Source organism: Cytobacillus sp. NCCP-133 (genome assembly GCF_026011715.1).
GTDB lineage: Bacteria > Bacillota > Bacilli > Bacillales > Cytobacillaceae > Cytobacillus.
This window is the reverse complement of sequence record NZ_BRVM01000005.1, coordinates 125,366-147,832: the sequence shown is the minus strand read 5'-3', so window position 1 is coordinate 147,832 and position 22,467 is coordinate 125,366. Positions and strand designations below refer to the sequence as shown.

The 22,467-nt window shown below is 41.3% G+C and carries 20 protein-coding genes and 2 pseudogenes; 9 read left to right on the top strand and 13 right to left on the bottom strand.

Features of this window, described 5'->3' with window-relative positions; all coding sequences use genetic code 11:
• Nucleotides 1-33 precede the first annotated feature (33 nt).
• From NCCP133_RS08760 to NCCP133_RS08745, 4 genes are all read right to left on the bottom strand, one after another.
• Entirely contained in the window at nt 34-501 is a 468-nt protein-coding gene (locus NCCP133_RS08760) for a hypothetical protein (RefSeq protein ID WP_264804545.1), read from the bottom strand.
• Between the two features lie 301 nt (nt 502-802).
• Nucleotides 803-1,423: a LysE family translocator gene (locus NCCP133_RS08755; RefSeq protein ID WP_264804544.1), complete on the bottom strand. Its 621-nt coding sequence runs from the start codon at nt 1,421-1,423 to the stop codon at nt 803-805.
• A 114-nt stretch (nt 1,424-1,537) separates the two neighbouring features.
• Nucleotides 1,538-2,473 carry an oxygen-dependent tRNA uridine(34) hydroxylase TrhO gene (trhO, locus tag NCCP133_RS08750; RefSeq protein WP_264804543.1) on the bottom strand — a complete coding sequence of 312 codons (936 nt, stop codon included), beginning with the start codon at nt 2,471-2,473 and terminating at the stop codon, nt 1,538-1,540.
• 370 nt (nt 2,474-2,843) lie between these two features.
• Complete coding sequence (locus NCCP133_RS08745; protein WP_264804542.1) at nt 2,844-3,407, bottom strand: histidine phosphatase family protein; 564 nt, start codon at nt 3,405-3,407, stop codon at nt 2,844-2,846.
• 68 nt (nt 3,408-3,475) lie between these two features.
• On the opposite strand from NCCP133_RS08745, the gene NCCP133_RS08740 reads away from it, so the two are divergent.
• Nucleotides 3,476-3,616, top strand: coding sequence for a hypothetical protein (locus NCCP133_RS08740; RefSeq protein ID WP_264804541.1), 141 nt, complete (start codon nt 3,476-3,478; stop codon nt 3,614-3,616).
• A 175-nt stretch (nt 3,617-3,791) separates the two neighbouring features.
• On the opposite strand, the gene NCCP133_RS08735 is transcribed toward NCCP133_RS08740, so the two are convergent.
• The 5 genes from NCCP133_RS08735 to NCCP133_RS08715 all read right to left on the bottom strand — a co-directional run bounded on the left by NCCP133_RS08735 (nt 3,792) and on the right by NCCP133_RS08715 (nt 10,417).
• Nucleotides 3,792-4,136 carry a GyrI-like domain-containing protein gene (locus NCCP133_RS08735; RefSeq protein ID WP_264804540.1) on the bottom strand — a complete coding sequence of 115 codons (345 nt, stop codon included), beginning with the start codon at nt 4,134-4,136 and terminating at the stop codon, nt 3,792-3,794.
• Between the two features lie 49 nt (nt 4,137-4,185).
• Nucleotides 4,186-5,346: a pyridoxal-phosphate-dependent aminotransferase family protein gene (locus NCCP133_RS08730; protein ID WP_264804539.1), complete on the bottom strand. Its 1,161-nt coding sequence runs from the start codon at nt 5,344-5,346 to the stop codon at nt 4,186-4,188.
• A gap of 92 nt (nt 5,347-5,438) precedes the next feature.
• Nucleotides 5,439-6,383 carry a nuclease-related domain-containing protein gene (locus NCCP133_RS08725; RefSeq protein WP_264804605.1) on the bottom strand — a complete coding sequence of 315 codons (945 nt, stop codon included), beginning with the start codon at nt 6,381-6,383 and terminating at the stop codon, nt 5,439-5,441.
• Nucleotides 6,384-6,856: 473 nt separating this feature from the next.
• A complete protein-coding gene (gene cysI, locus NCCP133_RS08720; RefSeq protein WP_264804538.1) occupies nt 6,857-8,575 on the bottom strand; it encodes an assimilatory sulfite reductase (NADPH) hemoprotein subunit in 1,719 nt (572 codons plus the stop codon).
• 24 nt (nt 8,576-8,599) lie between these two features.
• On the bottom strand, nt 8,600-10,417 hold the full coding sequence (locus NCCP133_RS08715; protein WP_264804537.1) for an assimilatory sulfite reductase (NADPH) flavoprotein subunit: 1,818 nt from the start codon (nt 10,415-10,417) through the stop codon (nt 8,600-8,602).
• 194 nt (nt 10,418-10,611) lie between these two features.
• Here NCCP133_RS08715 and NCCP133_RS08710 point away from each other — a divergent pair, with 194 nt between their 5' ends.
• Complete coding sequence (locus NCCP133_RS08710; protein ID WP_264804536.1) at nt 10,612-11,514, top strand: LysR family transcriptional regulator; 903 nt, start codon at nt 10,612-10,614, stop codon at nt 11,512-11,514.
• Nucleotides 11,515-11,650: 136 nt separating this feature from the next.
• Nucleotides 11,651-11,860 (top strand): methionine aminopeptidase, encoded by a 210-nt coding sequence (locus NCCP133_RS08705; RefSeq protein WP_264804535.1) that lies wholly within the window; start codon nt 11,651-11,653, stop codon nt 11,858-11,860.
• Between the two features lie 56 nt (nt 11,861-11,916).
• On the opposite strand, the gene NCCP133_RS08700 is transcribed toward NCCP133_RS08705, so the two are convergent.
• Entirely contained in the window at nt 11,917-13,095 is a 1,179-nt protein-coding gene (locus NCCP133_RS08700) for a M20 family metallopeptidase (protein WP_264804534.1), read from the bottom strand.
• A 551-nt stretch (nt 13,096-13,646) separates the two neighbouring features.
• Between NCCP133_RS08700 and NCCP133_RS08695 the strand changes: the two genes are divergently transcribed.
• Nucleotides 13,647-14,414, top strand: a complete 768-nt coding sequence (locus NCCP133_RS08695) for an alpha/beta fold hydrolase (RefSeq protein WP_264804533.1) — start codon at nt 13,647-13,649, stop codon at nt 14,412-14,414.
• 46 nt (nt 14,415-14,460) lie between these two features.
• Here the strand turns inward: NCCP133_RS08695 and NCCP133_RS08690 are convergent.
• Nucleotides 14,461-14,727: pseudogene (locus NCCP133_RS08690) on the bottom strand (YbaK/EbsC family protein); the annotation flags it as partial.
• A 176-nt stretch (nt 14,728-14,903) separates the two neighbouring features.
• On the opposite strand from NCCP133_RS08690, the gene NCCP133_RS08685 reads away from it, so the two are divergent.
• The 3 genes from NCCP133_RS08685 (at nt 14,904) to NCCP133_RS08675 (ending at nt 19,242) form a co-directional block, all read left to right on the top strand.
• Nucleotides 14,904-16,025 (top strand): aromatic acid exporter family protein, encoded by a 1,122-nt coding sequence (locus NCCP133_RS08685; RefSeq protein WP_264804532.1) that lies wholly within the window; start codon nt 14,904-14,906, stop codon nt 16,023-16,025.
• Between the two features lie 192 nt (nt 16,026-16,217).
• The gene (locus NCCP133_RS08680) at nt 16,218-18,260 is read left to right on the top strand and encodes a molybdopterin oxidoreductase family protein (protein WP_264804531.1); all 2,043 of its coding nucleotides are present in this window, start codon (nt 16,218-16,220) and stop codon (nt 18,258-18,260) included.
• Between the two features lie 208 nt (nt 18,261-18,468).
• Complete coding sequence (locus tag NCCP133_RS08675; protein ID WP_264804530.1) at nt 18,469-19,242, top strand: manganese catalase family protein; 774 nt, start codon at nt 18,469-18,471, stop codon at nt 19,240-19,242.
• A gap of 83 nt (nt 19,243-19,325) precedes the next feature.
• Here NCCP133_RS08675 and NCCP133_RS08670 read toward each other — a convergent pair.
• Together NCCP133_RS08670 and NCCP133_RS08665 are read right to left on the bottom strand one after the other, a co-directional pair.
• Nucleotides 19,326-19,729, bottom strand: a pseudogene (locus NCCP133_RS08670) (NUDIX hydrolase).
• On the bottom strand, nt 19,726-20,193 hold the full coding sequence (locus tag NCCP133_RS08665; RefSeq protein WP_264804529.1) for a topology modulation protein: 468 nt from the start codon (nt 20,191-20,193) through the stop codon (nt 19,726-19,728). Before NCCP133_RS08665 ends, NCCP133_RS08670 begins: the two are co-directional and overlap by 4 nt.
• A gap of 71 nt (nt 20,194-20,264) precedes the next feature.
• On the opposite strand from NCCP133_RS08665, the gene NCCP133_RS08660 reads away from it, so the two are divergent.
• Both NCCP133_RS08660 and NCCP133_RS08655 read left to right on the top strand, forming a co-directional pair.
• Nucleotides 20,265-21,284, top strand: coding sequence for a DUF3231 family protein (locus NCCP133_RS08660; protein WP_264804528.1), 1,020 nt, complete (start codon nt 20,265-20,267; stop codon nt 21,282-21,284).
• 337 nt (nt 21,285-21,621) lie between these two features.
• Nucleotides 21,622-22,437, top strand: a complete 816-nt coding sequence (locus NCCP133_RS08655; protein WP_264804604.1) for a YitT family protein — start codon at nt 21,622-21,624, stop codon at nt 22,435-22,437.
• Nucleotides 22,438-22,467: the final 30 nt, after the last annotated feature.

Below are 22,467 nucleotides of genomic sequence, written 5' to 3'. Positions count from 1 at the left end.
TTTGGAGAGAGACCCTTGCCTCTCTCCACGTCTTCAGATACAAGTCTGTTTTTCCAGGCGATAAATCCACTTATAATATTTAAGTATAGTTAATAAAAGAATCGGATCCAGAAGTGCTGCATGCCACAATCGCCACCAGCCATAATGAAAGAATCCCCAAGGTTCCGGAAGCAAAGTTAAAACTTCATAAAGCACAATGGCCATAACCCAAATGGCCATATAAGCTCCCTTTTTAATAAGATCTGAATTAAATGGATACCAATTCAAAAACATCATATTAACCGGCGGCACTAAAAAAATATGCGCTATCAGTCCGCCCCAGTTAGGTTCTTTTTCGAAATACCAATAGCCCCAGTATTTAAATTCAATCATGCAGTCAAATATAAGCTGAGCTGCAATCGTAAAGGTCCATATATGCACAATTTGATTTTTGGTCAGCAGTTTGTTTGACTTGAAAGCAGCAAAATTAAAAAGGGCAATCGAAAGAAGCAGTCCAATCATATGTAAAATCCTTTTTTATTTGTTAATGTCTCTTGACTGGCTTTTATTATTCCTTATTTGGTAACAATATGGAAATTAAATTGAAAGAGATTAAAAAATGCTCTCATACCACGCTTGGGAAGACTGTCGAGAGCATACTGATCCATCTTCTAAATATCAACCCTATTTATGGCCATACATTCTAGTTTGGTTTCCCACTTCTATCAGGTGCAAATGGCCAAGGAACGGCAATTTTCAAAAAATAAGCAGGACATGGCAGGAAAGCAAGAAGGGACTGCTTAACTAAAAGCAGTCCTTCTCCTCACGGCTGTTTCTCCAGGGCCAGTTTAATCCCAAATCCCATTAATACAACACCTGAAACACCTTGCAGCACATTATTTACTGCAGGCTTTTTCAGCCAGCTTCTGAAAAAGTCAATAAGATACACATAGAAAACAAACCAAACGATCGTAATCAAGCTGTAGATAATTCCCATTGTTAAAAATTGTACAAAATGATTCCCTTTCGCACTTACAAATTGGGGGAAAAACGTAAGAAAGAACACCGCAACCTTTGGGTTGGATACACAGGTGAAAAATCCTTGCAGAAATTGGGATTTGTTTTTCCTATGCTTTTTCGCCCCTTCCGAATGAACCTGTATCGATGTGAGTGATTTCAGTGAAACGATCCCTAAGTAAATGAGATACACCGCGCCTGCATATTTAATGATTGAAAAGATGTAGGCAGATTTTACAATAAGCGCTGATAAGCCAAATACAACAGCCATCGTATGAACAAGCAATCCTGCCACCGAACCAAACATGGTCTTAATCCCGCTTTTTTTCCCGCAGGTAATAGTGTTCTGTATTAAGATGCCTGTATCAGGTCCCGGCAGAATCACTAATAAAAATGACATAATTAAGAATATATGAAAATTCTCCATGCTTCACACCCCGCTTGTAAAATTCAAAATATTGAATTTATTATAGCAGATTAGCATCAAAAAGAGCAGATTTCTCTTTTGGAAAATCTGCTCCATTTATTATGCATTCACTTTTTAGAGTCGTTCTTCAACTTCCGCTTCTGCTAACTCATGCTCTGCAATATAGCGGTTGCTCGGATGGGTGCGGCATTCATCTGAACAGCTGCGCATATATTTATGCTCGTTTTCTTCAGAGCAAAGGATTTTTTTATTGCATGCAGGGTTGGCACAGTTTACATAGCGCTCACATGGTTCGCCAGTAAAATGATCCTTCCCTACGACCACATGCTCCTTCTGGTTAATAGGAACGCCTATACGATCATCAAATACGTACAGCTGGCCGTCCCATAGATCTCCCTGCACTTCAGGATCTTTTCCATAGGTGACAATTCCGCCATGAAGCTGGGCAACATCTGTAAAGCCTTCTTTTAGAAGCCAGCCGGAGAATTTTTCACAGCGGATTCCGCCTGTGCAGTAAGTAATAATCTTCTTATCGCCTAGAAGCTCTTTATTTTCACGGACCCATTCAGGCAGGTCGCGGAAATTTTTAATATTTGGTCTGATTGCCCCTCTAAAGTGGCCAAGGTCATATTCATAATCATTTCGTGCATCCAAAACAATTGTATCTTCACTCTGAAGCCTTTTATAAAATTCCTTGGGCTCAAGATACTGGCCTGTTATCTGGTTCGGATTGACATCATCTTCAAGACGAAGAGTTACCAATTCCGGACGGGCACGAACCTTCATTTTCGGGAAGGCATGGCCATCCGCCTCATCTATTTTGAACACCATCTCCGTAAAACGACGATCCTGCTTCATTGCTTCCATATAACGCTCGGTCTGTTCCACTGTCCCGGAGACTGTCCCGTTGATCCCTTCATTCGCAACAAGTATACGCCCCTTCAGGCCAAGCTCGTTACAGAACGCTTTATGCTCACTCGCGAATTCCTCTGGAGACTCAATCGGAACATACATATAATACAGCAAAACTCTGTATGGTTTTTGACTCATTTTTTTATTTCCACCTATCACTTTATATTTGCAAGATATATCTGTTAATAGGTTAAAACAATATATACTTACCTAGATAAGTATAACAGATGCTGTCAAGATTCAAAATTTTAGCTGCCCGAAATTTATTATTTCCAAAAGGCAATTATGCCTCCCAAGTAAACTATTTTCCGTGCCCTTCTGCTGCCCAACATGCTTTTTATGCTCTTTCCCTTTTAAATAATTATACGATTCCGAATGTTGTTATATATATGGAACATACCCCTCTGCTTGCCCAACGCTCTTATGGGATTAACCTCCGACACTCTTCTAATGCGAAAATTTTGAACCTTACTGACAGAAGTTTTTGATCCATTTCACAATCCCCCTATCAAATTTTATATGTTGTTTCATGCCAATGTTTTGAATTAGTCCTGTGTTGGCCTTTCCAGCCCATCTTTTGAAGTTCCTTAGCAATCATTTGATTGAAGATTCCATGTCCAACCAGGATTGCTGATTGATGCTCTTTAGCATAAGATATTAATTTTAATGCTGCTTCTTTTGCCCTGGCATTTGCTTCCGGGTATGATTCACAGCCCTTCCCATATCCTAGGAACCACAATACTCTTAATAAAACAGCCCAATACTTTGGTTTTAATTTCAAGCTTTTTGGCCCAATTCCTGTTGATGGCAATTCCGCTTCTCTAAAGAGAAGTTCTGCTTTAATTTTTGCAGCAGGATTCAAGAGCCTTGCTGATTCAATCGACCGCTGCAAATCACTTGTGATCAACATAGATGCTGATCTCACTATTTCAGCTGATCCAGAAGGGAACGTCTCATTTTCTAAAATTCCATAGCTGTCATACTTCTTAACCCATTCGTTAAAATCAGGAAAAGTCATGGGGCTGTCATTAATATGGGAGGACCGGCCATGTCTGATCAAAGTGATTTCCATACATTAACCCCAAAATTTATATATTTTCTTCCAATCTGGATAATTTAAATATCATGGAGGTGAAAACCATGGCAGAACAAGAATATCCAAATGTGAAGCTCGGCGGGAAAAAAGTCCATGAAAAAGGGAATGGTGGCGACCAGGTACGCGGACATGAAAAAGAAAACAAAAACGGCACATTTAATACCAATCCGAAGTCGGATTTATAATTGAAAGATTAGACACCCTCTCAGGCAGAGGGTGTTTTTCCATTAAGGAAGCAAAAACAGCCTTTAAGTGAGGACAGCACTAAAATGTATGCGGATAGAAATTTTCACTTGATGGATATTCCCGATTTATTTGCGGATAGAAGAATACAGGATGCAGCCATCGTTTCTTTATTTATCAATTCAAAAGTGCATGTGCTTTCTTGTTTCCCATAGTCAATTGCATAGATTCCTTTTGAATTAAGGACTTCATGATCTGACCCCTTATGCCTATAGGCTGCATATTTTGTGCAGGGATTTCCAAAGATGTCATCCCCGTTAAGACATCCTCTATTTCCTTCACTTCAACACAAATCCAATAACCCTCTTCTTCTATCGGCTTGTCCTCTGCAAAAAAAGCACCTACCTTGTTCTTAATTTCTCCGAAGCGAAGAGATAGTAAAGAGATTGCTTTCGATATTTCTTTTAAATACTGTTCAGGCGGGCAAAGAACCCGAAATCCTACAAGCTTCAACTTTTCCATACTTTTACTTCAGAATGGGCCAATGCTTGTTCAGACATCTATCTCTTTCCTAAGCAACAGGCAAAGCAAGCTCTCTAAAACGTCTAACTGCCTGTTCAAGATCAGCCTCAAAACCGAGTTCCTGTACTGCTTCACCAATCTTAACAATCGCGTTTTCTAGCATCTCTTCATTTATATTCCCCATATGTCCTACCCGGAATGCTTTCCCAGCCAGGTGGGCAAGTGCTCCTGCAACAATTACTCCTTTTTCCGCTAAAGCTTTCCGGAATTCAGCGTCGTTCATTCCTTCTGGATATAGAATGCAGCTAAGAGTGTCAGCTGCAGCATTTTCTTCCGCTAGTGCTTTCATCCCGTAAACGGCAAGCGCTGCACGTACTGCTTTCCCGTATGCTGCATGGCGCTGATAGCGATTCTCCATTCCCTCCTCAAGCACCAATCTCATTCCCTCATCAAATCCATAAATAAGATTGACAGGCGGAGTGGCAAAGTATTTTTGAGGATCATGCATAATTGGGAGCCAATTGTAAATATCACAATAATAGGCAGGCACTCTTTCAATTTGGTTCCGAGCAGCAAGGGCAGTCTGGTTAAAGGCAACAATAGCCAAACCTGGAGGGACCCCAATGGCTTTCTGTGAACCCGTCAAAACGATATCAATCTTTCCGTCTCCATAAGACTTGCTCATGTCCTCTTCCATTGCCGCAGTTGCACAGACTCCATCCAAAATAACAAGGGCCCCATGCTTTTTTATTATAGGCACGAGTGCATCCAAATCAGCAGCAACTCCTGTCGATGTATCCGCATGCGTTATCGTCACTGCCTTAAAAGTTTCACCTGCAAGCTTTTCCTCGACCAAAGCAGGATCTGCCTGCTTCCCCCACTCAGACTGAATCACTTCTGCCTCAATTCCAAAAGCTTTTGCTAAATGAATGAAACGGTCCCCAAAGAATCCCTGGCTGATAATTAAAAGCTTCTCCCCTGCAGCAACCGTATTGACAAGTGCCATTTCCATCGCAATTGTTCCCGAGCCGGAGATCACAAACACCTCGCCATCCGTTTTAAGCATTTCCCGAGTCTTTTCTATCGCACTCTTATAAATTGCAGCAAACCTCGGATCCGTATGCCCCCTCGTCTCCTGTGCCATCGCATCATAAATCGAATCCACAACCGGTGTCGGTCCTGGAATTAGCAGCATCTCTTCATTACGCATGATCCATCCTCCTTATCCATTTTAACTATCTAAATGTTTCGACATTTTTAGGTGAATACCTCTTTTTCTTTTTGGGGTTGCAGGATAATCATTTATTTATCGCTATCCTGAAATACTATAGTATATTTTCGACTCTTATTTGCTCCTGAATGGGGGAAGTTTAGGGATTTTATTAATCTAGTAGCTGTGATTGGAGAAGCAAGCAGAAGGAATTCTCTAAATCTTTTATTTGTAATTGAATCTCCAATAAGCAGATAAAAATCACTCAAAGCTTGAATATGAGCATTATGGCTATTCTTTCTGCATTCAGGGCAATGCCATGTTCTTTTTAACCTTTTTAACGGTAAATAGTTGCAGTCCGGGCAGTGAATTCCTCTTAATATTTCTCTTTCCTCTATTTGGAATCTTTTTAGAATATCCGGATCAGCCTCACTATTCTGCTTTTTCAGCATACGGATCATTTTTTTAAGAAACTTTTCAGGGAGTGAATTTTGATTCAAGTATTCTTCAATACTATCTATTTTGGAAGGAAGATTATTTTTATGGACAATTTTGTTATTGAGGCGAATATTTGAGGGAATGGTTTTGATGCCAGTATGAGGGTTACTGATAATTACCATTGAATAAACAGGCACAGTAGGGAACCCATTATTCAAAACCCATTCTTTAAATAGCATTTCATGTCTTTCAATTTGCATCAATGGACATGGAAAAACTGTTTCCTCCCCATCTTTTACTCGAAAAAGCTGTTTATAAATTGTATCAAAATATAAAATGCCGCTTATATTCTTTACCTCGAGAATAAGTATAAACTTTTCGGAAAGGAGAAGTGTGTCAATTTGTAAATAATGCGGACCACTAGGCAACCTTAAATCATGCAATATAAAATATTTTTTCTTATGAATGAGGTCAAGTGGAAAATCCAATGAAACTTCCCCTTTAAATCCCGCCTTTCTTTTTCCAAGTTCCTCTTTTATCAGTGGAACTTTCGAATGTGTTGGCGGTAATCTGCGAAGAAGTGCTTCTAATTTTAAGATTACAAGGGGAATTTTTCGTTCTTTAATAATCCTATTTTCACTCCCTATAAATTTTATAAAATTTTTCTTTGTTTAATTATCAAATTCCTTCTTTTGGGCTAGAGGTAACAGATATCCTTCTTGGTTATCTCCTTTATAAAAGGATTTATCCATCTTATTGCCTATTTTATCTAACATATAAAAGAGCTAATCCACTGCATAAAAAATTTTTCCTGCTTTACATCTATTTAGCACTTTTTCTTCTCAATAATCTGCCGCCAATACCGACTTTAGCTTGCTGCTATAACCTTTCTTCTGATTACTTTCTAGGTTATCTCCTTTTTAAAGGGATTTATCCACCTTATAAATTTTTTTATCTACCGTATAAAAAAATTTATCCCTTACATACATACTTTTATCCGCCTTATAGCCACCAGTCCTTACCGTACAAAAAAAGACAGGGCTCACAAGCCCTGTCTTTTCCCAACTTAATCTCAATAATGAAAATTCGTTCCATCTGTAGTCGCTTCAATAATCCCGGCCCGGATGACAAAGTCGCCAAAGCGTTCGCCTTGCTGCCGCTCACGGGCATACCGCGGCAAAATGTCGCGCAGCTCGCTCAGAATCTCTTCTTCCCCGATATTCTCGCGGTACATCTTGCTCAATCGGCTGCCGTCGAATGCGGCGCCCAAGTACATATTGTATTTGCCAACCGCTTTCCCGATAAAGCCGATTTCACCCAATGCATGTCGTGCACATCCGTTCGGGCAGCCGGTCATGCGAATGGTGATTTCTTCGTTTCTCAATCCTGCTTCGTCTACAATCCCTTCAATTTTATCTATTAAAACAGGAAGGTAGCGCTCTGCTTCGGCCATTGCCAATCCGCATGTCGGCAGAGCCACGCAGGCCATTGATCCGCGGCGCAGTGCGCTATAGCAGCTGCCATCCGTTAAGTGATACTGCTCGATCAGCGCTTCAATCTGTGCCTTATCTTTCGTAGCCACATTCCCGATAATCAAATTCTGATTTGCGGTCAGTCTAAAGTCACCCTTATGAACCTTAGCAATCTCGCGCAATGCCGTTTTCAGCTTATAGCCTTCGAAGTCAGCTACACGGCCGCCTTCTATGAACATCGTAAAATGCCATTTCCCGCGGACACCCTTCACCCAGCCATATCGGTCTCCATTGGATTCAAATTTGTAGGTCCGAGCCTCTTCAAGTTTCCATCCCAGGCGATTCTCCAGCTCTTCTTTCACAGTCTCCAAACCAAGACGGTCCACGGTGTATTTAAAACGGGCATTTTTCCGGACAGAGCGGTTGCCATAATCACGCTGAATGGTAATGACCTTCTCCGCTAAATCATAGATCTTATCCGGCGTAATAAATCCGATTACTTTGGATAGCTGAGGATAGGTTTCTTTGTCTCCGTGTGAGAAGCCCATTCCACCGCCAATTGCCACATTAAAGCCAGCTAGCTTGCCGTTTTCCACTATCGCAATGAAACCAAGGTCTTGTGAAAAGACATCAATATCATTGGAAGGCGGAATAGCAATCCCAATCTTAAATTTACGAGGCAAATATAGCGCGCCATACATCGGCTCCACTTCATCCGTCTCTGGGGATCCGGCTACTTTTTCTTCATCCAGCCAGATTTCATGATAAGCCCGTGTACGAGGCAGCAGATCATCACTCAGCATTTTGGACAAATTATACACTTCCGAATGAATTTCCGATTGGTCCGGATTTGAAATACACATAACATTACGGTTAACATCTCCGCATGCGGCAATGGTATCAAGCATTGTGGCATGTATACCCTGGATCGTCTTTTTCATATTCCATTTTAATATCCCATGCATTTGGAAGGTCTGGCGTGTGGTCAGCTTTAAAGTGCCGTTTCCATATTTTTCTGCCAAATCATCTATAACAAGCCATTGTCCGGGTGATGCCACCCCTCCTGGCAGTCGCAATCGAAGCATAAACTGGTAAGCCGGCTCGAGCTTTTGCTTTTGTCGTTCATTCCGAAGATCACGGTCATCCTGCAGGTAACTTCCGTGATGCTTCATTAACCGGTTATCATCATCCGGAATTCCGGCACTGATTCTGTCCTGCATCACTTCCGCGAGCGTTCCGCGCAAATAATTGCTTCGTTCTTTAATGCCTTCAACGTCACTCGGAGGTCCGTCCGGCGCTTTTAAATTGGGGTTCACCATGCTGAAAACTCCTTTCATTCCACATCAATATACATCGCGCTGGTAGCGTTTATTTTTCTGCATGTCACTAAGATAGGCTGCAGCCTGTTCGCGGCTCATGCTGCCTTCTTTTTCAATAATATCTATGAGCGTGTTATGGACATCATGTGCCATGTTTTTCTCATCGCCACAGATATACACAGCTGCACCTTCATCCAGCCACTGGTAGAGTTCCTTGCTATTCTCCTGCATACGGTGCTGGACATAAACTTTTTCCTCACTATCGCGGGAAAAGGCAACATCCATCTTCGAAAGGACACCTTTGTTAAGCCACTTTTGCCATTCTGTCTGATAGAGAAAATCTGTCACAAAATGCTGGTCGCCAAAAAACATCCAGGACTTTCCTTCTGCCCCGTTTTCTTCACGTTCCTGCATAAACGAGCGAAACGGTGCAACTCCTGTTCCAGGACCAACCATAATAATTGGCGTATCCGGATTTTCAGGAAGCTTGAAATTTTCATTATTCTGGATAAATACAGGGAGCGTGTCACCTGACTGCAGGCGCTCCGCACATAGAATCGAGCAGACGCCTTTGCGCTCACGGCCATTTGAATCATACCGGACAGCCCCGATTGTTAAATGGACCTCATCCGGGTTTGCTTCATAGCTGCTGGAAATCGAATATAAGCGGGCAGGCATCTTTCGTAAGATTGAAACAAACTCCTGTGCCGAACCATTCCACGGTTTATAGTCGCGTACCAGGTCAATTAGGTCCCGGCCTTCCATATAAGATTTTAACCGATCCCTGTCTGAAGCAAGCAGTTGCAATTCTTCCTTTTCAGAAAGCTTTGCTGCTTTTTCCACAAGCGGTTTCGTTAAAACCGTAATTTCATAATGAGAACGAAGCGCGTCTTTCAATGTTACTATTTCATCTTTAACCTTTACTGCTTCCTCTGGATCCCAATTCATTTCCTGTAAAAGCAAATCTACAAGCTCAGGGTCATTTTCCGGATAAACGCCTAAGCTATCACCCGGCTTATAGGTTAGTCCCGACCCTTCAAGAGACAATTCAAGATGGCGTGTTTCTTTATTGGATCCACGCCCATTTAAATTGATATTTTCAAGAACCTCTGCTCTAAACGGGTTGGTCCTGGAGTAAATGGATTCGACAGGTGCGGAAACAGACGCAGCCGTTACTTCTGAATGGCTGACATTCTGTCCTTCACTTACACTCAATCCATCTAACACTGCTTCCATCCATTTTGCAGCTGGCTCTTCAAAGTCAAGATCGCAGTCAACCCGAGGGGTGATTCTTGATCCGCCAAGTTCTTCAAGCTTCTTGTCAAAATCCTTACCAGTCTGACAGAAGAATTCATAGGAACTGTCGCCAAGTGCCAATACAGAGAAACGCAAATCCTCAAGCTTCGGCGCTCTTCTCCCATGCACAAACTCATGAAAAGTCAATGCATTATCCGGCGGGTCCCCTTCACCATGTGTGCTTACTACAATTAATAAATTGTTAACCTTTTTCAAATCCTTTGGCTTAAAGTCACTCATTGCAGAGACTGTTGCTTTAAAGCCTCGCTCCTCAAGTGTTTTTCCTGCCTTTTTGGCAAGGCTTTGTGCATTCCCTGTCTGCGATCCAAACAATATGGTCACTTCCTTAGAAATTGCCTTGCCAGATGCTGCAGCTGGAACTTCCTCCACTGCGACTGCAGGTGCAGCCTGTAATGATGATGACTGCAGAGCTGCAAGATAGCCGCTAAGCCAAAGAGTTTGGGTTTCTGATAAAGTCGGCAGCAAACGATTAAGGAGCTCTGCCTGCTCCTGATTAAACGGACTGTTCATTACCTGAAGTTGCAACACGATCCACCTCACAAACCAGCACAAATGACTGGTTTTATAGTATTTCTTTAAATTTCCTCTTTTCCTATAAAAAAAGTCGGTTTTAATAGTAAAAAATATATATCTATTACTTTACCGAATGATTTAACATTAGTAAAATAAATATTAATTATCATAGCTATTAATAAAACTAATAATAAAGTGGTGATTAAATGTATTACGATGCATTAAAAACTTTTGTCACATTGGCAGAAGTGAAAAATTTCACAAAAACAGCCGAGCTTCTGCTAATGTCTCAGCCAAGTGTCAGCCTCCACATCAAAAACCTTGAAAAGGAGTTCCAGACTACGCTATTTCATCGGTCTCCCAAATATTTAAAGATCACGCCTAGTGGTGAAATATTATATGACAGGGCCAAGCAGATGATTACAATCTATGAGCAAACAAGGCAGGAAATCCTTGAGCAGCAAAATACAATTAAAGGCGAACTAAAAATAGCGGCCAGTTTTACAATCGGCGAATATATTCTGCCCCCCTTATTACTTGATTTGCAAAAGGAATATCCTGAACTAAACCTTCAGGTAACCATTGCAAACACTGAAGAAGTTATTCAATCCACCCGTTCGCATCACGTTGACATTGGGTTGATTGAGGGCCAGACAAATGAAAAAGAGCTAGCCGTTACCCCTTTTATGCAGGATGAATTGTTCATTGTGTCTTCTATTCATCACCCACTGGTCCCTAAAGATGAGGTCAACATTTCAGATCTTCAGAATCAGGCGTGGATCATGAGGGAAACCGGCTCTGGCACCCGTGAATATTTTAACCATTTTATTCGTTCAAATGGGCTAAAAGTGAAATCCCTGCTCACGATCAGCAGCAACCAGGGGATAAAAGAAACACTCATAAGCGGGATGGGCATCAGCATATTATCGGGAAGTGTGGTAAAAAGAGATATCATACAAAACAATCTATCTGTCATCAGGATTAAAAACCAGGAGTTTAAACGGACACTGTCTTACGTTCTATCCCCCATCATGCAGGAAAAAAAGAATGTCAGCATTTTCATTGATGCAGTACGGAAAAAATGGCTCGAAGATATTCCAGCAAAATAACTTATTATGACATTCAATAAATTTGGATGAACACTTTTTCACACTTGTCCCCACTTTTTCATACGATGTAGGAAAGGAATGTATAAAATCTGCCCATTTTATTCAAAATAAAGAAAAAATGGCTGAGGTGAAAAAGATGGGATTATTGAATGCCTTTAATGAATGGCGGGAAACGAGATATCAAAATCATGTCAACCGCATGAAGGAAGAAAATAAATGTCCGGACTGCTACGGCAGAGGCTTCTCACTTTATCCTGGCAATGAATTTGCTTATCATGCAAACCAGTTTGACTGCCCTGGCTGCAATGGAACCGGTTTATATTCTGAATGGAATAGCCTTTCTTAAAAATTAAAAGCATGATCCCGCTCGTAAAGCGAAAAAGGATCATGCTTTTCTTTATGTTATACAAATGCTTTCTGGGATTCAAATTCCAGTTTAATCTGTTTTAATAGCTCTTTACTCGTCAGAACTTCATAGCCCGTTAGAGCCATTGCCTTTGCCCCGAGAATCATCGCTTCTCTTCCCTGCTCACTCATGGCAGCTTCGCGGAATTCATGCGTGTGGCATGCATATGCCTCCCTGCAGATTTTAATGTATGGATGAATAGAAGGAGCGGCCTGACTAACGTTTCCCATGTCGAGAGAACCGGAACCATCTTTTTGTCCCATAATTTCTTCCTCTTTCACTCCCAATGATATCAATTCTTTAGCGAAAGCATCAGACAATGGATTGTTAGTGACCATATTATCATAAGAAAGTTCATAAAATGACCATTTCATTGTGGTGCCGGTTTGAAGAGCAGCACCTTCCGCGCATTTCTTCACCTTTTCAACAAGTTCATTTACATATTCCCTTTTTGCAGCACGGACGTAAAACTGTGCAACAGCATAATCTGGAACCACATTGGCTGCTTTTCCGCCCTCTGTGATGATGCCATGAATTCTGGCATCGGGAGTAATATGCTGACGCAGTGCGTTAATGCTATTGAAGGTTTGCAGAACAGCGTCAAGTGCATTGATTCCCAGATGCGGGTTCGCAGCAGCATGTGCTGATTTACCAAAAAACTCAAACTGGATTGCGTCCATTGCCAGTGATGAACCGCTCTTCACGTAGTTATCCAAGGGATGAAGCATAATGGCAGCATCCAGTTCGTCAAAAATACCCGCTTCCGCCATTGTCACTTTGCCGCCCTTTGTTTCCTCAGCCGGTGTTCCAAAGACGATGACCTTCCCGCCTGTTTCATAGATGACTTTGCTTAATCCAATTCCTGCTGCAATCCCCATCGTGCCAATTAAGTTATGGCCACATGCATGTCCGACTTCCGGAAGCGCGTCGTATTCAGACATATAGCCAACAATTGGCCCTTCTTTCCCGCTATCAAAGGTTGCCGTAAAAGCTGTTGGCAATCCGCACGTGCCTGTCTCTACTGAAAAGCCATGCTTCTCTAATTCATCCGACAACACCTTGCAGGCCTTGAATTCTTCATGCCCTAGCTCGGGGTTTTCACCGATATATTTGCTTATGTTATAAAAATCAGCTTTTAAACTGTCAATTTGATCAATAATTAACTTTTTCCCCATCAAAACGCTCTCCCATCTTATAAATCGATTTGTTCTTTATTAATACCAATGATAATACAGCCTTCCTGTTTTTTCACTATTAAATACTTTCTTTATTATGAAAAGCTGGTTTCGCAGACTTTAGTGCTTTTTAACAGGAAGTGAGCATAGGTTGTTTCCTATTCCAGGATGCTCGCTTTCCACGGGGCGGGAGTGAGCATCCTCGGTGCGCAGGACCTTTAGGGGCTCACCTGTCCCGCTCCTCCCGCAGGACTTTGAATAAGCTTTCTTGAGTAACACCACACAAAGGAAATGCGAATGTATTTTCGCGGGATTAGCACCTTACATTCCAACCAACCTTATTCATCACCGGTTTTTTATCTTTTAAAAAAACAATCTTTTAGAAACGAGCCTATTAAAGTGAACATAAATCCGTTCTATGTATTTTTTGTAATAAACTAAGGAAAAATATTCATTGTGTCCGTAAGAGGGATGCCCTGTGTATCTGATTAGACATATTAGCAGAAAATTTTTTATGAAAGCCAACATTCAAAAATTGAGGTGTCATATCCATGCCAATGCTGAATATGGACGGTGCCAGCCTGTATTATACTGTAAAAGGAAGCGGTACTCCGATTGTTTTTATCCACCCGCCTACTTTGTCTTCAGTGAACTTCAAATATCAATTAGACGGACTCTCGAACAATTTTCAAGTAATTGCTTTTGATATTCGCGGACACGGAAAAAGTCCCTACTCCCCTGAACCTGTATCCTATCCCCTTATTGTTAAAGATATCATTCGCCTATTGGACCACTTAAATATAAACAAAGCGTTCCTGTGTGGATATTCAACGGGTGGTTCTATTGTTTTGGAGTACATGTTGACGTTTGCTGAAAGAGCTCTGGGGGGAATCGTGATTGGGGCAATGCCAGATGTAGATGACGATTATTTGAGGAAGAAGATTTCATTGGGAATTAAGCTTTCAAGTAAGGGTGCTATAAACTTATTGGCTTGGTCTATCTCCTGGAGTAATTCCGATAATCTAAAGCTATTTAAACAAATGTTTTCTGAAGCAAAAAAAGGCGATTTTCGAAACATTGAGCAATATTATCGATATAGTTTGAAATACAATTGTGTCAACCAGCTAAATGAAATCACTCTGCCTATCTTACTGGTTTACGGTAAAAAAGATAAGCCCTTTCATCCCTACGCCCGACAATTGCATGAAAAATTGCCCCAAAACGACTTGCATGTAATCGAGGATGTTGACCACCGTATTCCCACAAAGGCTGCGAAAGAGCTTAACCAGCTAATTTTTCAATTTATTACTACAAAGTGACAGGCACCTATACCTGGTATAGATGCCTGTCATTCATCGAAAAATTTTAATTCTTATTGGTAATTTTCTCAGGCGGCCATTCAATGATTAGTTCAGCTTCCCAGCCTTTGCACACATCCACCCAGCCCTTTGCAGGCGAATATTCCTCTATTTCAGCTGGTGTCAGTTCAATTGCCGAATTGCTGCTTCCGCATGCAGGGAATAGTGTTTCGAACCTTTTCATCGATTCGTCAAGGTAAATATCAAGTTCTTTAGCCAATCCGAATGGGCATACTCCCCCTACAGCATGGCCGGTTTTCTCCAGGACTTCTTCCCCCTATGTACACCATTCTATTTGATCCTATATAGTTGTTTATTTTAACATACTATCCTTCGCTGTCAGGGAAGATCCCCCGTTTTATCAGAAAATTCCCATTTGCTCTTAATGCTTTTGTGCACTACTATAGATTATATAATTTGAAATAAAGATGCATTAAAGAAGGATTGCTTATGACACTATCTATTCGTTACAAGTTTATGGGCGGAAGAATTGCTAAAACAGGACTGGCTGTTTTTATAACGGCTTTTATCTGCCATATGCTGAATTGGCCAGCCATGTTTGCGGTCATAACAGCCATCGTTACCATTGAACCAACTGTTGCCGACTCGATCCGAAAAGCTTATGTCCGGTTTCCTGCAGCAGCAATTGGCGCCGGATTTGCAGTGCTTTTTACTTTCTTATTCGGAGACAGCCCTTATACCTATGCCTCAGTTTCACTGGCTACGATCATTGCCTGCCATAAGCTGAAGCTTCATGACGGAATGCTGGTCGCGACCTTGACAGGTGTCGCGATGATTTCTACCGTCCATGATCATTATTTATCCTCTTTTTTAATTAGAATGGGGACAACCTCTACCGGCATTGTCGTTTCAACTGCTGTGAACTTTTTTGTTATGCCGCCGGATTATTCTAATTCCATTATGAGCAGCATTCACTCCCTATACAGAAGAGCTGGGGATCTATTACATAAGCGTGGCTTAGAAATTTTTAACTTACAGACTCCTGACCAAGAAATTCGTTTGGCATTCCAGAATCTGATAAAAAACATTGAAAAAACAGAGATCTTATGTACTTACCAAAAAGCGGAATATAAATATCACCGTTTTAGCCGGGATGATATGCGGGACTTTCATTATGAATACAAAAAGCTAACGATATTAAGGCAAATCACTTATCACATTGGCAACTTAATCTTTCTGCCACCAAGCCAAATAACATTAAATAAAAAAAAGCAAAAATTTAGAAAAGATGTGCTCGATGATCTGAGAGCAAGCCTGTATGATCCCGGCTTTCTTATAACGGATAGTCATCATCAAAAAATAATTGAGGTTACCCAATGGTTTATTGAACAAAAACAGCAGGTTCCCGCAGGCGGATTAAAACCGCGTACACACCATCATGTCCAGCCGGAAACAGCCATCTTATATGAGATTCTGTCCATTCATGATTTAATAGAGGAACTGAATCATATTCAGAATATGGAAATAAAACACCGCAGGCTCCTAAAAAATCTTAAAGCGGCAAGCCCCTATCAAGGCATGCGGGCGAATGAACAAGAACTGCGCAAATAAATTTTGGGTTTTCAAACTAATAAAGACCGAGGATATAATCCGCGGTTTTTTCTATGTATAGATAATATAATCACTTTGCAATTTATTTTTTTCAATCAGATTGCTTATTGCTTAAATCCCGTTCAACCAATCACCATTCCTTCTTTTTTTGTGATATTATCATTTTAATACATTCAGAGAAGGAGTTTTGTCATGAGCTCTTACAGGGATATTTCCAATGGTATATTCCCTTCCGTTTGTTCGCTTGATTGTCCGGATCAATGCGGTCTTCTTGTCCATAAAAAAGACGGGATCATCGTGAAGATAGAAGGTGATCCCAATCATCCCGTTACAAATGGGAATATATGCAACAAAGTCCGTAACATGCCCAACCGGCTATATGATGGGAAGCGGCTGCAATTTCCTTTAAAGAGAGTGGGAAATAAGGGTGAAGCCCAATTTGAGCGAATCAGCTGGGAGGAAGCTATTGCAACGATAACTTCCCAGTGGAAAAGTCTCATTAAAGAATATGGGCCGGAGAGCATTCTTCCATATAGCTTCTATGGCAATATGGGCAGACTTTCAGCAGAAGGTATGGACCGCCGTTTCTTTCATAAACTTGGCGCATCCCATTTGGACAGGACAATTTGCCAATCTGCTGGTACTGTCGGATACAGCTATACAATGGGAGGCAGCCTGGGCATCGATCCAGAAGACACCATTCATTCAAAACTGATCATTTTCTGGGGCATCAATGCAGTTAGCACCAACATGCATCAGGTGGTCCTTGCCCAAAAGGCGCGGAAAAATGGGTCCAAAATCGTTGTGATTGATGTTCATAAAAATCAGACCGGAAAAATGGCCGATTGGTTCATTCCGATTAAACCTGGAACTGATGCTGCGCTAGCACTTGGGATGATGCATATATTGTTTGCCGAAAACATGGAGGATCAAGACTTTCTTCAGAAGTACACAGTGGGCCATGAAGAGCTCCGAGATCATGTGGGTCAATATGATCCGGCAACGGTTTCAGCTATTACAGGTGTGCCTATTAAAGACATTTATAAGCTTGCACGAATATACGGGGACACGTCCCCTTCCTTTATCCGGATTGGCAATGGACCGCAGCATCATGATAATGGCGGCATGTGCATACGAACCATTTCCTGCCTTCCTGCCATCACCGGACAGTGGCTTTTGAAAGGCGGAGGTGCCATTAAAGGAAATTCAGGTTACCTTGCTTTTAATACATCTGCCCTGCAGCGGCCAGACCTCCAGGAACAAAAGAATACACGCATCATCAATATGAATCAGCTCGGCCATTCCCTGATTGAACTGGAAAAGCCGGTTAAATCACTGTATGTGTACGGGACAAACCCCGCTGTTGTAGCTCCGGAAGGCAATAAAGTCAGACAAGGGCTGATGCGGGAGGATTTATTTCTTGTTGTCCATGATTTATTTTTGACAGAGACTGCGAAATTCGCTGACATCGTATTGCCTGCAGCATCTTCCTATGAAAATATGGACCTTTACTCTTCCTACTGGCATCATTACATGCAAATCCAGCAGCCGGTCATGAAGCCTTTTGGAGAGTCCAAGTCAAATGTAGAGGTATTCCGTCTATTAGCTGCAGGCATGGGATATGATGAACAAGCTTTTCAGGAAACAGAAGAGGAAATGATTGAAAAAGCTCTTGATTTCCCTGCTAATCCTTTTATTGAGGAAATTAATCTTGAAACCCTTAAGGAAAAACAATTTATCAAAGCGAAAACCAAGCCGCTATTCCCTGGAAGGCTTCTGACACCAAGCGGAAAAATAGAGTTATATTCTCAAAGAATGAAAGATGCCGGCTACCCTCCTTTGCCCGAATACATAGCATTGGAGGAACAAGGCAACTATCCTTACCTATTTGTTCCGGCACCAAACCATAATTTCTTAAACTCTACCTTTTCCAATAATGAGAAACATGTTCAGCTTGAAAAAGAACCTCGGCTTCATATAAATGCCAAAGATGCGGAAAGGACAGGAATCAAGAATGGTGATAGGGTCCGCGTGTGGAATGAACGTGGAGAATGCGAACTTAAAGCAGCTGTTGGCGAACTCGTCCTTCCTGGGGTCGTCGTTTCACAAGGGCTTTGGGCAGATATGCCCGGCACCCAGCAGCTTGTCAATTCACTGACTCCGGACCGGCTCTCTGATATGGGGGGCGGTGCAGTGTTTTTTTCGGGACGGGTAAATGTGGAAATCGTTTTGTGAAAGATTTAAATCTGAGCATCATTGAATATGTTTGTAGGTTTTTTTAAAGACAGGGACAATCTCCTGTCTTTTCTTTATGGCAGTTTTCCTTGCGATTCCCACTTAAAAGAATTCAATTCCGCTCTTATAAATTTTCCAAAATTATGTTTATCCAAATACCAGATGGGAATGTGGATGATGTAAAAACAAATATGGATGGAGGCTGACTATGTATATCCACAAAAAAGAGCTATTGTTCCCTGTTGAAGTGAAAGAACCAAATCCAGCTTATGCAGCTGCAGTGCTCGAGCAGTTCGGCGGGGCAAATGGTGAACTCAAGGCTTGTTTACAGTATTTTGCACAGAGCTTTAGTACTCCTGATCCTGCCATTCGCGATTTGTTAATGGATATCTCTACTGAAGAGATCTCTCATCTCGAAATGGTTGGCTCTTGTATTACTCAGCTGATGGGTGGACCGGACAAAGACCAGATGATGAATGAAATGGGCAGTGACGAACGCAAAATGACCGGAGAGGGAAATATGCTGTCAGATGCAAAAGGGTATGTCAATAGTATGATCCATCAAAATTCAACTGTACAAAAAAGCACCATCCTTGACGGACATGGGCTTGATTTTGTGGATTCTTCCGGAACTCCTTTTACTGGAAACTTCATTAATAATGTCGGTGATCTCGTTGCCAACCTTCAATCAGACCTTGCAGCAGAGCTTCGTGCAAAAAAAGTATACGAAGAACTTTATCGCCATGTTGCGGACCCCGGAGCAAGAGAAATGTTCCAATTCCTGATTGACCGTGAAGCGGCCCATGCAACTCTATTCGAAGAAGCAATCGAACGTGCAAAGGAAATGGGAAGCAGGAAAAATGAAAGCACTGGAAACCATGTTAACTTCTATCCGAATCTTTCATCTGGCGGACAAGCAATGAAGGAATTTAAGTTTGCAAAAACCTCTGAGGTCTTCGAAGGGCCTATTGCGAAAAAATAAACATAAAAACCCTCTTGCCTAAAGAGGGTTTTTGCCATTTCTAATATCATTAAATACATACTGCTGGCAGAGTCAGGCATTGGTTAAAATTCCACACAAAACGGCTGAAGTTCATTATTCAAACAATACTCTATCCTCTGCTTAAAGTTATTCCATGTCACCATTTCCATGGCATTTTAATAGGAAAGAATCCCACTTCAAGACTTTCTGGACTTGTAGCCGGTTTTCCTCCGACCGGTTTACCTAAAAACAACGTATTGCAAATGGAGCTATTCACATTTTGGAAAACACCGCAGAACTTGGTTACCTCGATCTCAATTCCTGATTCTTCCTTCGTCTCTCTAATTGCAGCATTTATAATAGACTCGCCTTCTTCGACCTGTCCGCCAGGCATTTCCCAGCCTCTACGCGGACTCTTAATCAATAAAATTTCATTTTTTTTTAATAATTCTTTTATGTATAAATTGATTTCTTTTTTTCCCTTCAGCACGATAACTTTTTCCCTGCGTCTTCAAATTTCAGCAATCGCTTTTCCATTTTCTTTTTCCTGGGTCCGTACGTTGTAATAATGAACTTTAAAAACGCCCAGTCCATTTTTTCCTGACAGCCTTCAGCCATGTCCGGCCGGGTTTGCCGAGGTTCGTGATCCACCTTCTCAATACTCTGTACAGGCAGATATAATGGAAGCTCCAGATAAATAACGGTGTCGCATTTTTCGCCCCTAATGTTAAAAGTGCTGCTGTAACTCCCCTCTATAATCCACTGTTTCCTTTTCACAACTTCAAGCTGACTTGCCGAAAAATCATCAAGTTCGCTCTCGACCCAGCCAGGCTTCCAATAGAGCGCGTCCAAATGACAGGCTTGTAGGCTTCGTCTAAATACCGCGAAAATGTTGATTTGCCTACCCCTGCTGAAATTCCGATTACCATAATCCGATTCACATAACATCATCCCCCTTTCGATGAATAATAATCCAATCCTTGGAGAGAATATCCATATCTGCTTTTTCAGGAGGCTTTGGAATGCAACAGAACAAAACGCGTTTAACAGCAGCGGAAATCGCTTCCCTGTGGACTTCATATATGAATGACAGTATGGCAAAGTGCATTTTGGGATTTATGCTTAAACATCTTGAAGATAAAGAAACAAAAGGAATCGTCCAATATGCATACGACTTATCTTCCACCCATCTAAAAAAATTGGAAAAGATCTTCAAACAGGATAAGCTTGCCATTCCGGATGGCTTTTCTGACAATGACGTGAATATGGACGCACCATGGCTTTTTTCTGATATCTTTTGTTTGACGTATACTAATCATATGGCCAGAACAGGATTAATCTCTTATGGCGGCCTCCTGTCCATGAGTTCAAGAGAAGACATTTGCGATTACTATACAAAAGGGCTTTATGAAACCTCTGTGCTATATAATAAGTCCAATAGGCTTGCTCTCAAAAAAGGACTGCTTGCGAGGCATCCCTACATAGAAACTCCGAATGTAACTGAATATATTGAAAGCAAGAATTATTTAAGCGGCCTCAATCCGCTTTCTAATAAAAGGCCATTAAATGCCATTGAGATATCCCATTTATACATGAATGTCTTGACCAACGCTATGGGTGTTAATTTATGCCTCAGCTTTGCTCAGACATCGCCAGTAAAAGAAGTGTCGGACTTTATGCTTAGAGGAGCTGAAATCGCCAATAAACATATAAAAATCTTTACAGACATTTTGCTGCAAAATGACATACCTACTCCTCGCTTGCCTGATGTCAGTGTAAGCAATTCAGTCACGCAAACCTTTTCTGATAAGCTAATGATGTTTCATATGAGCTTAATAAGCGCTGCCGGAACAGGAAATTATGCAACAGCAGCTGCCGCGAGCCAGCGAAGCGATTTGGCCATGAATTACGAACGGCTGTCAATAGAAATTGCCAAATATGCGAAAACCGGTGCTGATATTATGATCAAGCACCGCTGGATGGAAAAGCCTCCTGGCACAAAAGACCGGAAAAAACTCGCTGCAAATAAAAGTGGTTCCTAAGATACAGCCACAAAAAAAGAGCTCCTGCGCTCTTTTTTTAAAAACTTTTTTCATCGCACGGCAGCTTATGTCTCTTTTTTCATATTAGCTTGACTCTTGCCTTCCCCCGGTACACATAGATAGCAGTCATCTTCCTTTCCTCGCTTTAGTTGATTTTTCCAATTTATCACATTCTGCAATGGCTTATACATGCCTTACTTTATTTTTTGGAAAGCTTATTTTTAAAGGTTTTTCTCTAAAAATGCTATAATATGAAGGTATTTAGCAAAAGAAGGGCTTGAGGCGTGTGGCATTGAGGAAGAATAAACGTATTTTAAAAGAAGTAAGACAGCTGTTCATGATCACGATTGGCGCCATGATTGCGGCAGCTGGACTAGAGTTTTTCCTGGTACCTAATAAAATTCTGGATGGTGGAGTGATTGGCCTTTCCATTATTGCCGCCGAATTAACGGGGATTACCATGAGTTTATTCCTGATTATTTTGAACTTGCCATTTCTTTATATCGGCTATCGAAAACTTGGGACGAAATTTACAGTACATACTTTATATGGGGTAATTGTTTTATCAGCAAGTACTGCTTACTTACATCATTTCCAACCGGTTACGGACGACTTATTTTTAGCAACAGTAATCGGCGCTGTCATTCTGGGAACGGGTGTGGGTCTTGTGATCAGAACAGGCGGCTCATTGGATGGAACCGAAATTATCGCCATCCTCGTCAGCAAAAAACGTCCTGTATCTGTCGGACAGTTTATTATGATTGTCAATGTATTCATCTTTATTCTGGCAGCTTTTCTCGTTTTCAGCTGGGAAACGGCGATGTATTCGATTATCACCTATTATATCGCTTATAAGATGATTGATATTGTCGTGGAAGGTTTAGAAGAATTAAAATCAGTAACGATCATTTCGGATGTGCCAGAGGAAATATCAGATGCACTAATTAAGCAATTAGGGCGCGGAATGACTTATATTCAAGGCCAGGGTGTATTTACGGGCGAGCCAAAGAAAATTATTTATACCATTGTTACCCGGATTGAATTATCAGCGCTTCGTTCCATTGTGTATGACATTGATCCAAATGCTTTAGTGGCTATTGAGAATATTGCAGACGTTAGCGGAAGCAATTTTGATAAAGGCGGAGCACATTAGGAATTCTCAAACGAAAAAAGGCAGTCCCTT